Raw genomic sequence first — 14,215 nt, 5'->3', positions numbered from 1 at the left:
CAGGAGGCCACTGTGTCCGAAACCGTTCCCTTGATCGAACTCGACCCGGCCGGCCGTGACCACCAGGGCGAGGCGGCCCGCCTACGGGAACTCGGCCCGGTGGTGCGGGTCAGGCTCCCCGGCGACGTGATCGCCTGGAGCATCGCCGACCACGCGTTGCTCACCGAGGTGATCAACGACCACCGGTTCAGCAAGAACTGGCAGAACTGGAACGACATCAAGTCCGGGCACGTGGGCGACGACTGGCCGCTGATCGGCATGGTCAAGGTGACGAACATGCTCACCGCCGACGGCTCCGAGCACCGCCGTCTGCGCAAGCTGGTCACCGGCACGCTCACCCCGCGCCGGGTCGAGGCGCTGCGCCCGCGCGTCGAGGAGATCGTCACCCGCCTGCTCGACGAGCTGCCCGGCCACGTCGACGAGGACGGGGTGGTCGACTTCCGCAAGTACTACTCCGACGTGGTGCCGGTACTGGTGATCTCCGAGCTGATGGGTCTGCCCGAGGAGTCCCGGCCCGCTCTGAAGGCGTTCATGGACAACGTCTTCCGGTCCGACCTCACCCCCGGGCAGGTGCTGGCCAACCAGATGGGCCTGTACCAGCTGCTGGCGGGCCAGGTGCAGTACCGGCGCGACAACCCGGGTGCCGATCTGACCAGCGCCCTGATCGCGACCCAGGCCGAAGACCCGCAGGCCGTGAGCGACGAGGAACTGGTCGGCACCCTGCTGATCATGCTCGGCGCCGGCCAGGAGACCACGGTCGCCCTGATCACCAACGCCGTGCGGGCCCTGTGCACCCACCCCGACCAGCGGAAGATCGCGGTGTCCGGAGGGCCCCGGGAATGGGCCGGGGTGGTCGAGGAGACGCTGCGGTGGGACGCGCCGATCGGCAACTTCCCGTTCCGCTATCCCCTGGAAGACGTCGAGATCGCCGGGGTCACGATCCCGAAGGGCGAGGCCGTCATGGCGCCCTACAGCGCCGTCGGCCGCGACGAGAAGCAGCACGGTGCCGACGCCGGCGAGTTCGACATCACCCGGGAACAGCGCCGGAACCTGGCCTTCGGCGGGGGCGCGCACGTCTGCGTGGGCGCCGCGCTCGGCCGGATGGAGGGAAACATCGCGATCCCCGCGGTGTTCGAGCGGTTCCCGGGTATCGAACTGGCCGTGGACGAGAACGACCTGATCCCGATCCCGTCGCTGTTCTCGAACAGCTCGTCCACCCTTCCCGTGCGCCTCAGGCAGTTCTGACGCAGCGCACCACACCCGACGTCAGGTCCCGGTAGTTCGAGTACCCGTCGTCGTAGTTCAGCGCCCAGCGTGAACCCTCCTCCGGGGCAGCCCGGTTCGCGGCCCAGTACCAGCCGCGGGCCGGGGTGTCGGGGAAGGCCTTCCGGTTGATCGCCGGGCCGACCAGTGACTCGTCGACCAGCGTGGCGAGCTCCTGAACCCCCGGCAGACGCCACTTCTCACCGCCCAGGGCGAGGTTCGAGCAGTAGCCGGAGGCCTTCGGGGCGGCCATCGCGCTCGAGCTGCTGCGCTGCCAGACCAGCCCGGTCATCGGGTCTTTCACCTGACCGTCGGCGATCGTGTACTTCGCCGCGCCGGAGCCGCCGGCGGACTGCACGCAGCGCACCGAGAACTTGCCCGACTCCTCGGCCGCGTTGCTGGTCAGTCCCTCGAAGAAGTTCACGATCCAGGCGAAGGCCGGATCGTGCTCCGTGGCCCACGGGGACGACGTCCAGAAGAAGGCCACGGGGGTGTCGGGGAAGGCCTTGGTGTCGATCGCCGGGCCGGAGCGGGTGGTGTCGATCAGCGAGGTCAGCTCGACCCGGGTCGGCACGCTCCAGTCACCGTCCGCGAGCTTCAGGTTCTTGCAGTAACTCTGGGCACCCGCATAGGTGTAGGAGTTCGCCGCGCTCGAGCGCTGCCAGACCAGACAGGTCACCTCGTCCACCACCGTGCCGTCCTGGCGCACCGTGTAGCGGTGCTGGTCCGGTAGCCCCTCACCGGAGTTCGGCATGGTCCAGCCGGCCCACACCGCGTCGGGGGCGCCCGTGCGGGCGCAGCGGTCGGTGGCCACTGCTTTCTTGCGAATGGACGTTTTCGTCGGTTCGGGTGTCGGGCTCACCGAGGTGGCGGCCGAGGTCGTGGCCGGTGCCGGGGTGGGGGAGATCGTCGACATCGCGGCGCTCACGGCCGTGGTGTCACGGGGCACCTCCTGCCGCACCGGCGGTGTCTGGCTCACGTCGTAGAGGAAGCCACCGACGAAGAGCAGCAGGGTGGCGGCGGTGGTCACGGTGGCGACCCGCCCGGCCCAGCGCACGGTGCTCCAGGCAGTGTGGTCCCCGGGCAGGTCGTGCCGGGGGTCGTCGGGGTTGTCGGGGTCGGCGGTGGAGGCGGCCACCAGTTCGGCGTCCTCCCACTGCTCCGCCGTCAGCAGGCCCTTCTCCACCAGCGCGGCGATGAGCGCGGCGGGCAGCGGCAGCAGCTGCAGCCCGGCGATCAGCCGTGAGGTCGGGACCTGGTGCTCGGCCTCCCGCAGGCACACCACGCAGGTGCGCACATGCTTGGTGATCCGCTTGCGCCACAGCGTGTTCGGATCGCCGTCCCAGTCGGTGACGATCGCGGCCAGGCCCTCGCAGAGCGGTCGGCGTTCCAGCGCGACCACCGCGACCCGGCACTGCTCCAGCTGTTCCCGCATGCGTTGCAGACGCACCGCGGTGTGGGCCTCGCCCAGGTCCAGCGAGGCGGCGATCTCGGTGCGGGTGATCCGCCCGGCGCACTCCTCCCACCAGAGGGCGAGCAGCGCGCGGTGCTCCTGGTCGAGCCATTGACCGGCCCGCACCAGATCCCGGTGCTGACCCTTGAGGTCCAGCCAGAGCACGGCGAGATCCTCGAACTCCAGAGAGATCTCGCCGCGCCCACCGACGTCCACAAGCCAGTCGTCGCTCACCGGAGCGGGCACCTCGGTGACGGGACGACGGAAGTGATCACCGATCTGGTGCACGGTGATGGTCACGAGCCACGACCGGAAACTGGCCGGGCTCTCCAGACCGGGCAGGTCGCGCACGACGCGCAGCAGGACTTCCTGTGTCACGTCGTCCACGTCGGCCGGCCGGCTCACCGACCGGCCGACGAGGTTGTAGACGAGAGGAACGTACCGGGCCAGGAGTTCCCGAAGGGCGTCGTGATCACCGGCCTGGGCATCGCGCACCAGACCCGGTTCGTCCTCTTGCATGGTCTTTTCCCTTGTGAGGCTTACTTCTGGAGGGCGTAGCTCAGGTGCGGCGGCTGGTTGTAGGCGGTGTTCTGCCAGGCCAGCGCCACCCGGTACATCGAGTCCTGGGTGAGGGTGACCAGGCGGGTGGAGGTCTCGATCGGCGTGCTGAAGATGCGCAGTGCGGTGTCGTCCGACTCCGGCAGAATCACTTCCTCACGCCAGTCACCGAGGATGTCGCCCGAGAGGGACGGCGTGGCCTTGGTGCTGTTGTTGGAGTGAACGCCCGAGGCGGTCAGCAGACGGGTCTCGCCGGTCGGCGTCCACTTGCTGATCTTGTTGCTGTCGAGCAGCTCGCGGGAGAGGTCGCCGTCCCACCACACCAGGAAGTTGGTGGAGCTGGGCTTGGAGCCGATCTTGGTGCCGCTGGTGTTGCGCACACCGTCGACGCTGGACGACCACTGCTCGGCGCCCGGGCTGCCCGCGTAGATGTCTTCCGCCACGCCGCGACCGGTGTCGCAGCCGCAGCTGGCCGACTTGCTGATGATCGCGCCGGTGGCCGCGTCGGCGATGAAGTCGGCCGGGCCGCTGTTCTTCTCCTCGCGGACCTTGAACACCTCGAGGCCGGCGCGGGTCGGGATCAGGTCACCCACGTGCAGGGTGTCGCCGTGGCCCAGCTTCGTCGTCCACAGGCCCTTGCCGGTGTCGTCGAGAGCCATCGAGCCGTAGATGATCTCGTCCTTGCCGTCGCTGTCCACGTCGGCCACGGAGAGCTGGTGATTGCCCTGACCCGCCCAGTTGGCCGGCGTGGTCTGCTTGCTCGAGTCGAACTGCCAGCGCTGGGTGAGCTTTCCGCCCTTGTAGTCCCAGGCCGTGACGACCGAGCGGGTGTAGTAACCGCGCGCCTCGATCAGGCTGGGCGTGCTGCCGCTGAGGTAGGCGGTGCCGGCCAGGAAGCGGTCGACGCGGTTGCCGTAACTGTCACCCCAGCTGGAGACCGTGCCGCGGGCGGGCGTGTAGTCGACGGTCGAGGCGGCGGCGCCGGTCTGGCCGTTGAACATGGTCAGGTACTCGGGACCGGTGAGGATGTAACCGCTGCTGTTGCGGTAGTCGGCGCTCGAGCTGCCGATCACCGTGCCCTTGCCGTCCTTGGTGCCGTCGGCCGTCTTCATCGCGACCTCGGCCTTGCCGTCACCGTCGTAGTCGTAGGCCTGGAACTGTGTGTAGTGCGCGCCGGCCCGGATGTTCCTGCCCAGGTCGATGCGCCACAGCTGGGTTCCGTCGAGCTCGTACGCGTCCACGTAGACGTTGCCCGTGTAGCCCGACTGGGAGTTGTCCTTGGAGTTGGTCGGGTCCCACTTGAGCACGATCTCGAACTCGCCGTCGCCGTCCAGGTCGGCCACCGAGGCGTCGTTGGCTGTGTAGGTGTACGCGACACCGTCCTTGGTGGTCCCGCCGGCCGGCTTCTTCAGCGGCACCCGCAGCGACCCGTCCGACAGGTTTCGCACCGTTGCCGTCTCCGAGCCGGTCTTCACCGTATAGGTGGCCGTGGCCGCAGCGCCCTTGTCCAGGTAGTTCGTGGAACCGGTGATACCCGACTTGACCAGCGTGCCGTTGCGGTAGACGTCGAACGACGCGGTCTTGGAGTCGGTGGCCAGGAGCCGCCAGCTGACCAGGTTCCCGGTGCTGGAGTGCACGCTGATCGCGCCCCGGCCCAGTGTCTCCAGCTGGTGCCCGGCGACGGTCACCTTAGTGGCGGCAGCGGAAATGGAGGACGAGGTGGAGGCTGCGGTGGTCGTGCTCGGGGAGCGCCCGACGGCGAAACTGGTGCCGGCGGCTGCGAGGCTGCCGGTCACGGCGATCCCGGCGGCGATCGCGACGGTGCGGCGCCGGTTGGGGTGACGACGTTGGCTCACGGGATTCCTTCTCTCACCGATCATCGGTTGCCACCCGGGGGCGGACGTACGGAATCACCCCGGGCAGTGATGCTGCCGGGGAGAACTTTTCGATTCCGTGGGGTGGCGTCGTGAATCCTCGTCAGCTTGATATGGCCTGTCAAACACCGAAAAGGTTGCCCGGGAACAGGTCATGGGCAGGTCCGGGGAGTGTCAAGAATGCGTTGGTGGCGATGAACCCGATGCGTGCATAACGTAAATCCGGGGGAAGATTTCCCACCGGCCCGGGCAACCTTTCGACCGCTCGTGCCCCAGCCTGGCTGATTGCCCCGGCCTGCGGATCCGAATCGGTCCCTGATCTGCGCGCGGTCACGTCGGGTGCCGGATGGGTCACCGGGGGTTGCGGGATTTCGGCCCCGAAGTGTCACCAGGGGTACGCCAGGCTCATTGCCTGGTCAAGGCCCCTTTAAATGATCGTTGTCGGCTTGAGATCGGTGGCCTGGACTGAGAACGATGGTGCCTGTCCGGCCCGATCCGCCGGTCACTCCATCCCTGACAGGAGTGCTTCACCATGCGCAAAAAGATCGTCCTCCCGCTGGCGACGACGGTCACGGCCCTGGCCGGCGTGGCTCTCGCCGGCCCGGCCAGTGCTCACGGTTACATCTCGTCCCCACCCAGCCGGCAGGCCCTGTGTGCCGGTGGCGCCGTCGCCGACTGCGGCCCGATCCAGTACGAGCCGCAGAGCGTGGAGGCCCCCAAGGGGTCGAAGAAGTGCAGCGGGGGCAATGCGAACTTCGCTGTGCTGGACGACGAGTCGCGCCACTGGCCGGCCACCGACGTCCGTGGCGACGTCACCTTCAACTGGACCCTCACCGCGCGGCACTCGACGAGTACCTGGGTGTACTACGTCGACGGTCAGCAGGTGGCCTCGTTCGACGACAAGGGGGCCAAGCCCAACGCGACGGTCTCGCACGACGTCGACCTCAGTGACTACTCCGGAGAGCACACAGTTCTCGCGGTCTGGAACATCGCCGACACCGTCAATGCCTTCTACAACTGCGTCGACGTGAACATCGGCGGCTCGGGCGGGGGTTCGACCGCACCCACCCCGAAACCCACCTCGACATCTACCCCGACGCCGGACAGGACCACCACCGCGCCCTCAGCACCGGTGCCCACTGCTACTGCTACTGCTACTGCTACTGCCACTGCCACTGCCACCAAGACGCCCACCGAGACCGGGATGCCGGCCGACGGGTCGGCGTGGAAGGACTGGACCTGGTACGACCGCGGCGACACGGTGACCTACGAGGGTGTGACCTACGAGTGCCGCCAGTCGCACACCACCCTGCCGGGCTGGGAGCCCTCCGCGGTGCTCGCGCTGTGGCTGCCGAAGTGAGGCGTCCGGCGCGGGATTCGACGGTGGCCACACTGGTGGCCGGGTGCGCGTTGCTGCTCGGGGGATGCGGCGCGCTGGACGGCGTCACGATCAGCACGGGCCCGGGCCCGGCGTCGATCTCTTCGGGTGGGCACGCGGCGCCCGCCACGGCGCCGGCCACCGAGTCCGGTGACGGAGGGGAGACCGGGCACAACGCCGCCGACGTGATGTTCCTGCAGATGATGGTCGCGCGGGAGGTGGAGACGGCGAAGCTGGCGGCCCTGGCCGGCGAGGGCACCCTGTCGAAGGAGGCCGAGGCGCTGATCGAGGCCATCAGCACCACGGAGAACGACGAGCGGGCGGAGATGTCGGGCTGGCTCAGGGCCTGGGGTGAGCCGCTCGAGGCCGGAGGCGACCTGCACGCCGAGCACGGTGGGGTCAGCACGCTGACCAAGGCCGACATCAAGGCCCTGAAGTCGGCCTCCGGCAGCACGTTCCAGACCACGTTCCTGAACCTGCTGCTCGCCCAGCAGGGCAACGGGGCCGAGATCGCCCAGTACGGCACCGGGAACGGTGAGAACGGCGGGGTGCTCGAACTGGCCGGGCGGATCGACGAGTCCCGGTCGGCCCAGGTGCAGCAGATGCTGAAGCTGCTGTCGGACGCGTCCTGACCTGAGCCGGTGACTGCGGGCCGGCGCTGGTTTCTGCTGCTCAGCAGGTGCCGGCGTCGGCCCAGGCCGTACCCCGGGTGCTCGGGTTGTCGCTGATCGTGCTGCGGGTCGCGCGCCAGACGCGGCCGTTGAACGTCACCTCGTCGTCGGGTAGATAGGTGGCTGCGGCGCTGTAGGCGTCGGGGCAGGTGGAACGGACCTGCTGCCAGATCACCAGGCCGCCCGCGATCACGGCCACGGTGACGATGGAGGCAAGGAGGCCCCGGCGGGTTGTCATCGGGCGCACGTGTCCTTTCGGCGGTGAAAGAAGAATGGCCGCACCGAAAAGCACCGGTCCGGCGGATGGGCGCTGAAAGCTACCACGCGGCTGGTGCCGGTCCGGCGGATCACCTGGCATTTTCCGGCCGGACATCGAACCGAATTCTGCGCCAGGTGTCGGTTTATCGGAACCCTAGGTAATAGCCGGGCCCGGATCTCTCGATTTGGTGACGTCCCGTGATCTTGGGGCGTGGCGCTTTTCGATGGATAACCCCTAAAGGTCAGACGTTTCGACGAGCCGGCCGAGCATGCGCAGACCGAGCCGGCTCATCCCCGGGTTGCTCGTCGCGTAGTACCAGCCCAGGCCCATGGCCTGCTCGAAGGCCCAGGCCCGGCTGCGTTCCCAGGTCAGGTCGTCGCAGTCCAGGCCCGCGCGCAGGATCGGCCGGGTCTGCGCGCTCAGCAGGCTCCAGGCGGAGATCAGGTCAAGTGCGGGATCGGCCGGTCCAAGACCACCGACGTCGAGCACCCCGGTGAGCCGCCCTTCCGGCGAGACCAGAACATTCCCGGGAATCAGGTCACCGTGATTCATGATGTCGGGCGCGGTTCTCGGTAATTCCCGCCAGAATTCCCAACGCCGCCGCCACGAGGGCACATCGAGAATGTCGCCGCTCTTCGCGAAGCACTTCTCCATCCAGTCGTCGTGGTCAGGAAGATTCCCGCCGCGCCCGGATCCGGTGAATTCCCGCCCGCCGGTGTCGATGCCGCGCAGATCCCGGACGAGTTCGACCAGATCCTCGGCGAACCCGACGCTGCCGGAGGGGTCGGCCTCGCTCGCAGTGCACCCGTCGACCCAGGTCTGCACCGCCCACGGCAGGGGATACCCCCATCCCGGCTCCCCCTGGGCAAGCTGCTGAGAAACCCGGAACCGGATGTGCTCAGCTATTTTCCGCGCAGCCTCGGCCTCCTGGGCAAACCCCTCCGCAATCTCCTGCGGGTCGCCGGGCCGTAACGGAAACCGCGCCGCCAGCCCGTCCCCGATCCGGAAGACGGCATTGACGGTGCCCTCCGTCGACAACCGCCGCACGGGCAACCCCGCCCACCGGGGAAACTGCGACGAGACCAGCCCCGAGACCTGGGCCGCTTCAATGGCGATCTGATCCGTGTGCACCCCACGATCCTGCCGCCCCCACCCCCTTTTTGTGTGGGGGGCCGCCTCCTCCTTGTTCGTGATCATGCAAAACCTCCCCGGAGTTCTAGAACTCTCGCCGCCAGAGTTCTAGAACTCCGGGGAGGTTTTGCATGATCACGGATGGGGGTTTGGGGGTTGACCGTTCCGTGGCCATGGACGTGGTCGAGGCCGTGCGATGCGTGAGCCGGAAGTCTGATCACGAATCGAGAAGTCCGGGTCGCGGTCATCGACTAGCGTCGTGGCGTGATCGGGGAGCAGCGCGCTGTCATGGAACGATGCTCCCCGAGGTAGGCCGACCGATCGGGAGACTCGATGAGCAGGGCAGCCCAGCCCCCGCAGGAGCACGTCGCCGACAGCCACGAGATCATCCGGGTGCACGGCGCCCGGGTGAACAACCTCAAGGACATCAGTGTCGAGCTGCCCAAGCGGCGTCTGACCGTGTTCACCGGCGTGTCCGGATCGGGCAAGAGTTCCCTGGTGTTCGGCACGATCGCCGCCGAGTCGCAGCGCCTGATCAACGAGACCTACTCCAGCTTCGTGCAGGGTTTCATGCCCTCGCTGGCCCGGCCCGACGTGGATGTGCTCGAGGGCCTGACCACGGCGATCATCGTCGACCAGCAGCGCATGGGGGCCGATCCGCGCTCCACCGTCGGCACCGCCACCGATGCGCACGCCATGCTGCGCATCCTGTTCAGCCGTCTGGGGAAGCCCTACATCGGTGGCCCGGGCGCCTTCTCGTTCAACGTCGCCTCGGCGTCGGGCAGTGGCGCGGTCACGGTCGAGCGGGGTGCCGCCACCCGGGCCGCGAAGGCGACCTTCACCCGGGTCGGCGGGATGTGCCCGCGTTGCGAGGGCCGGGGATCGGTCAGCGACATCGATCTGACTCAGCTCTATGACGACGAGAAGTCCTTGAGCGAAGGACCCTTCACCATCCCCGGCTACAGCATGGACGGCTGGTACGGCCGGATCTTCATCGGCAGCGGATACTTCGACCCGGACAAGCCGATCAAGAAGTTCGGCAAGCGGGAGATGCATGACCTGCTCTACCGGGAGCCGACGAAGATCAAGGTCGAGGGCATCAACCTGACCTACGAGGGCCTGATCCCGAAGCTCCAGAAGTCGTTGCTGTCCAAGGACGTCGACGCGATGCAGCCGCACATCCGCGCGTTCGTCGAGCGCGCCGTCACCTTCGCCACCTGCCCGGAGTGCGACGGTACCCGGCTGGCCGAGGGCGCCCGCTCGGTGAAGATCAAGGGCATCAGCATTGCCGACGCCGCGACGATGCAGATCAGCGATCTGGCGGTGTGGGTCAGCGGGCTGACGGAGCCGAGTGTGGCCCCGTTGCTCGGCAAGCTGCGGCACACGCTCGACTCGTTCGTCGAGATCGGGCTGGGCTACCTCAGCCTGGACCGCCCGTCCGGCACCCTCTCGGGCGGAGAATCGCAGCGCACCAAAATGATCCGGCATCTCGGATCGGCGCTCACCGACGTCACCTACGTGTTCGACGAGCCCACGATCGGCCTGCATCCGCACGACATCGAGCGGATGAACAAGCTGCTGATCGAGCTGCGCGACAAGGGCAACACCGTGCTGGTGGTGGAGCACAAGCCGGAGGCCATCGCGATCGCCGACCACGTGGTCGACCTCGGCCCGCGCGCCGGAACCGCCGGTGGTCAGGTTGTTTACGAAGGCACGGTGGAGGGTCTGCGGAGCAGTGACACGCTCACCGGCCGGCACCTCGACGACCGTTCCACGCTGAAGGAGACCGTGCGGGAGGCTTCCGAGGTTCTCCAGATCCGCGGTGCCGATGCCAACAACCTCAAAATGGTGGACGTCGATGTCCCCCTGGGTGTGCTGGTGGTGGTCACCGGGGTGGCCGGGTCGGGCAAGAGCTCACTCATTCACGGCTCGGTGGCGCCATTGGACGACGTGGTCGCCATCGACCAGAGCGCGATCCGTGGGTCGCGGCGCAGCAACCCGGCCACCTACAGTGGTGTGCTGGAACCCATCCGCAAGGCCTTCGCCAAGGCCAACGGGGTGAAACCGGCTCTCTTCAGTTCCAATTCGGAGGGTGCCTGCCCCGTCTGCAACGGCAACGGGGTGATCTACACCGACCTGGCGATGATGGCCGGCGTTGCCACACCGTGCGACGAGTGCGAGGGCCGCCGCTTCCAGGCGTCCGTGCTCGAGTACCGGCTGGGAGGTCGCAACATCAGCGAGGTGCTCACCCTGCCGGTAACCGAGGCGGAACGGTTCTTCGCCGAGGGCGAGGCGAAACTGCCCGCTGCGCACAAGATCCTGGACCGGATGGTCGACGTCGGCCTGGGCTACCTCACGCTCGGCCAGCCGCTCACCACGCTGTCGGGCGGCGAGCGCCAGCGGCTGAAACTGGCCGTGCACATGGGCGAGAAGGGCGGCGTCTACGTGCTCGACGAGCCCACCACCGGTCTGCACCTGGCCGACGTGGAGCAGTTGCTCGGCCTGCTCGACCGTCTCGTCGACGCGGGCAAGTCGGTGATCGTCATCGAGCACCACCAGGCCGTGATGGCCCACGCCGACTGGATCATCGACCTCGGCCCGGGCGCCGGTCATGACGGGGGCGCCGTCGTGTTCGAGGGCACCCCGGCCGACCTGGTGGCCGGCAGATCCACCCTGACCGGACTGCACCTGGCCGAGTACGTCGGGGCCTGAAGCCTTCTCAGGGTTCTTTGTCGGCGCGGCCCAGCACCGCGAGAGCCTGGTCGTAAATGTCGTTGCCGTCGATCCGGGCCCGTTCGGCCAGTTCCCGGTGCCCTTCGTCGGGGGTCAGGCCCCGGTCGAGCAGGAAGCCGATGGCCTGATTGATCGTGCGCAGCCGTTCGGTGGGCATCTTCGGTGGTCCGGTGATCGGGGGGTCGTCAGTGAGCAGGTGGGCCGCGGCGTCCAGGTCGCCGTCGATCACCAGCCAGTCGATTTTGCCCGTGGACGAGGCGAAGCCGCCGAGCGGGAGGGGGGTCAGGTGGCTGTACTCGGAGGGGGTCTCGGCGAGGAGGACGATCTGGTGAACGGGCTGCCCGGGGCCGGTGGCGGCGATCTGGGCGCGCAGCGAGGAACGCACCGTGGTGGCCCCGGTGCGGAGCCGGTCGTCGAGCGCGTAGAACGGCGGCTCCTGGCCGAGGCTGATGATCACCGCGACACAGGACGAACTCGAGGCCACGGCGGAGCGCACGAGATCGCGGAACTGCAGCACGAGGTCTGCACCGCTGAGCTCGGCGAGTTCGGTCAGCCGGGTCACGGTGTCGTCGGCCAGATCCATAAATTGCTCTTCCCGAGGCACGGTGGGTGCCTATTACCGGGCCGGCACCGCGGAGCACGCCGAGCCCGGTCTGTTTGCGGCGACGGGCAGGAGTGGTGCCCGTGTTCGTTCTGTATGGGAGGGGCTATTCCGGGTTCTTCCGACGGGCGCGGGCCCGGGCGAGCGCCTGGACCACGATCTGGGTGGCGAGTTCGCCGATGTCGATGCCGTCCTGCGTACTCCTCTGCCGAAGAGTCTCGTACGCCTCGTCGGCTGTCTTCCCGGTCCGGCTCATCAGGATGCCGACGGCCCGATCGATGGTCGTCCGGGCGGTCATGGCCTGCTCCAGCTGGGCCGCCACCCGCCGGCTCTCCTCCAGGAGGAGAGCCTGGGACGCCGTGACGGCCGCCGGCCGGGCGAAGGCCTCGCCGATGAAGGCCGACTGCTCGTCGAAGGCGTTGTGCGCGCGGCCGTAGACGTTCAGGGCCCCGACCGGCTGACCGGCGATGAGCAGGGGCAGTGACAGGGCACTGTGCACGCCCAGCCGGCCCGCCTGCGGCCCGAAGCTCGGCCAGCGTGACTCGCCGTCGAGCGATCCGGAACGCTGGGTGGACCGTGACTGTACGGCGAGCAGACACGGACCCTCACCGATGCCGTACTGCACGGCATCGACCGCGCGCACGAGCTCGTTGCTGGCCACGATCGTGTCGGGACCCTGGCGTTCCAGCACCGTGACACCGGCACCGTCGGCCCCCGGGATGGCGGAGACGGCGAACGTGGCCACCTGGAGCAGGGTCTGCGTCAACGGCTGGGTGCCGGTCAGGATCCGGGCCAGCCCGGCCACGCTGTCCTGCAGGTCCCGTTCGGGATCTGCTGTCATGTCGTCTCGTTCCCCTAGGGCCGGTTCTGCCTTGCTCCGGTGGCCGGCCGTCGATGCAGGTCTCCTGAGGAGACCGTAGTCCTATCAGTCACCCCGTGCCGCCGGGCCCGGGATTCTCAGCCGGGCCCGGGCCCGGGACATGGCCTGATCGACGACCTGGGCGGCGACCTCGCTGAGCTTGACGTGGTCCTGCTGGCTCTGGCGCCGCAGAACCTCGAACGCCTCGTCCGGGGTCTTGCCCGTGCGGCTCAGGACGATCCCGATGGCCTGGTCGATGGTCGCCCGGCTGGTGAGAGCCTGTTGAAGCTGAGCCGTCATCCGGCGGCTCTCTTCCAGGAGAAGGGCGTGCGAGGCGGTGACGGCCGCAGGCCGGGAGAACTTCTCGCCGATCGCCACCGACCGCTCGTCGAAGGCGTTCCGCTCGTGGGAGTAGATGTTCAGGGCTCCGACCACCTGATCGGAGAGCAGCAGGGGCACGGACAGGGCACTGTGCACGCCCATCCGCCCGGCCTGGGGCCCGAAGCGGGGCCAGCGGGCCTCCTCGCCGCCGAGCGACCCGGACCACTGGGTGGTGCGTGTCTGCACGGCGAGCAGGCAGGGACCCTCGCCGACGCCGTACTGCACGGCGTCGACCTCTTCCACGAATCCCGCGCTGGCGACGACGGTGTCGGGACGGCTCTGCTCGAGCAGCGTCAGCCCGGCACCGCCGGCCCCCGGAACGGCCATGACCGCGAGCGAAGCCACGTGCTGCAGTGTCGCGGTCAGGGGCTGGGCGCCGGTCAGGGCCCCGGCCAGGGCGGCCAGGCTTTCCCGGAGGTCGTCCTCGGGATCGTGGGTCATCGTGCGGGGCTCCCTACTCCGTCTCGGACTGGTGCAGAGATTTCAGGTGCCGGATGGCGTCGTCGGTGAGAACGGCCGTGATCGAAACGGCGGCGTACCCTTCAGCGCCCGGGAGCGGAACGGCCGGGCCTACGGCCCGGTTCAGCCGGGTGAGCAGTTCGCTCAGCGGTGACCAGCCGGAAACTCCCAGGCAGACCACGCCGATTCGGGTGCTACCGATCCTGCACAGGGTATCTCCCCGGCGGACGGCCTGGGTGAGCCGTTTCAGGTAGTGGGGCAGCAGGAGTTCGGTGAGCTTGTGCTCCAGGGGGGTGTCGTCCGGGGTCCTGACGAGCCCGACCACCAGCAGGGCGCCCTGCGTGGTGGTCTGGTCCTGCTGGTCCGGGGAATCGTCGCGCCGGTGGGCCGGGGAGGTGGGCAGGGCCATCTCGCCACGGGGTGGGGACAGCAGGGGGCCAAGGAAGGTGGTGGACATGTCGTCTCCGGAGCCAATGACACAAAGGGTCCCCGGCATTGGCGAATGCGCCCGAGGCACGGGGATTTCCCAGCGCTCTCGGCCCGGAGTGGCTGTGGCCCAGCACACACACCATAGATGATCAGCAACTGCTACGTC

The 14,215-nt window shown here is 68.4% G+C and carries 12 protein-coding genes; 4 read left to right on the top strand and 8 right to left on the bottom strand.

All coding sequences use genetic code 11. The annotated features are described in order from the left end of the window. Positions 1-12 precede the first annotated feature (12 nt). On the top strand, positions 13-1,245 hold the full coding sequence (locus LR393_RS22170; protein ID WP_231486063.1) for a cytochrome P450 family protein: 1,233 nt from the start codon (positions 13-15) through the stop codon (positions 1,243-1,245). Here LR393_RS22170 and LR393_RS22165 read toward each other — a convergent pair. Together LR393_RS22165 and LR393_RS22160 are read right to left on the bottom strand one after the other, a co-directional pair. Then, a complete protein-coding gene (locus LR393_RS22165) occupies positions 1,232-3,235 on the bottom strand; it encodes a sigma-70 family RNA polymerase sigma factor (protein WP_231486062.1) in 2,004 nt (667 codons plus the stop codon). The two genes, LR393_RS22170 and LR393_RS22165, sit on opposite strands and share 14 nt — an antisense overlap. Positions 3,236-3,255: 20 nt before the next feature. Further along, positions 3,256-5,154 carry a rhamnogalacturonan lyase gene (locus tag LR393_RS22160; protein WP_269327684.1) on the bottom strand — a complete coding sequence of 633 codons (1,899 nt, stop codon included), beginning with the start codon at positions 5,152-5,154 and terminating at the stop codon, positions 3,256-3,258. Between the two features lie 526 nt (positions 5,155-5,680). Here LR393_RS22160 and LR393_RS22155 point away from each other — a divergent pair. Both LR393_RS22155 and LR393_RS22150 read left to right on the top strand, forming a co-directional pair. Next, the gene (locus LR393_RS22155) at positions 5,681-6,508 is read left to right on the top strand and encodes a lytic polysaccharide monooxygenase (protein ID WP_231486060.1); all 828 of its coding nucleotides are present in this window, start codon (positions 5,681-5,683) and stop codon (positions 6,506-6,508) included. A gap of 23 nt (positions 6,509-6,531) precedes the next feature. Beyond that, positions 6,532-7,158, top strand: coding sequence for a DUF305 domain-containing protein (locus LR393_RS22150; protein ID WP_231486059.1), 627 nt, complete (start codon positions 6,532-6,534; stop codon positions 7,156-7,158). Positions 7,159-7,198: 40 nt separating this feature from the next. Here LR393_RS22150 and LR393_RS22145 read toward each other — a convergent pair whose 3' ends face one another. Both LR393_RS22145 and LR393_RS22140 read right to left on the bottom strand, forming a co-directional pair. Then, positions 7,199-7,435, bottom strand: coding sequence for a hypothetical protein (locus tag LR393_RS22145; RefSeq protein WP_231486058.1), 237 nt, complete (start codon positions 7,433-7,435; stop codon positions 7,199-7,201). 255 nt (positions 7,436-7,690) lie between these two features. Beyond that, positions 7,691-8,587: an aminoglycoside phosphotransferase family protein gene (locus tag LR393_RS22140; protein ID WP_231486057.1), complete on the bottom strand. Its 897-nt coding sequence runs from the start codon at positions 8,585-8,587 to the stop codon at positions 7,691-7,693. Positions 8,588-8,920: 333 nt separating this feature from the next. Here LR393_RS22140 and LR393_RS22135 point away from each other — a divergent pair, with 333 nt between their 5' ends. Next, on the top strand, positions 8,921-11,299 hold the full coding sequence (locus LR393_RS22135) for an ATP-binding cassette domain-containing protein (RefSeq protein WP_231486056.1): 2,379 nt from the start codon (positions 8,921-8,923) through the stop codon (positions 11,297-11,299). A gap of 7 nt (positions 11,300-11,306) precedes the next feature. On the opposite strand, the gene LR393_RS22130 is transcribed toward LR393_RS22135, so the two are convergent. From LR393_RS22130 to LR393_RS22115, 4 genes are all read right to left on the bottom strand, one after another. After that, positions 11,307-11,924, bottom strand: a complete 618-nt coding sequence (locus LR393_RS22130; protein ID WP_231486055.1) for a hypothetical protein — start codon at positions 11,922-11,924, stop codon at positions 11,307-11,309. A 103-nt stretch (positions 11,925-12,027) separates the two neighbouring features. Further along, positions 12,028-12,762 (bottom strand): GAF and ANTAR domain-containing protein, encoded by a 735-nt coding sequence (locus LR393_RS22125; protein WP_231486054.1) that lies wholly within the window; start codon positions 12,760-12,762, stop codon positions 12,028-12,030. An 84-nt stretch (positions 12,763-12,846) separates the two neighbouring features. Further along, positions 12,847-13,602: a GAF and ANTAR domain-containing protein gene (locus LR393_RS22120; RefSeq protein ID WP_231486053.1), complete on the bottom strand. Its 756-nt coding sequence runs from the start codon at positions 13,600-13,602 to the stop codon at positions 12,847-12,849. Positions 13,603-13,615: 13 nt separating this feature from the next. After that, positions 13,616-14,077 (bottom strand): nucleotidyl cyclase domain-containing protein, encoded by a 462-nt coding sequence (locus LR393_RS22115; RefSeq protein ID WP_231486052.1) that lies wholly within the window; start codon positions 14,075-14,077, stop codon positions 13,616-13,618. Positions 14,078-14,215: the final 138 nt, after the last annotated feature.

Origin of the sequence: Kineosporia mesophila, from assembly GCF_021129235.1 — a bacterium.
GTDB classification, from domain to species: Bacteria; Actinomycetota; Actinomycetes; order Actinomycetales; family Kineosporiaceae; genus Kineosporia; species Kineosporia mesophila.
Note: the sequence above shows the minus strand (reverse complement) of the source record. Positions and strands in the feature narration are given on the sequence as shown.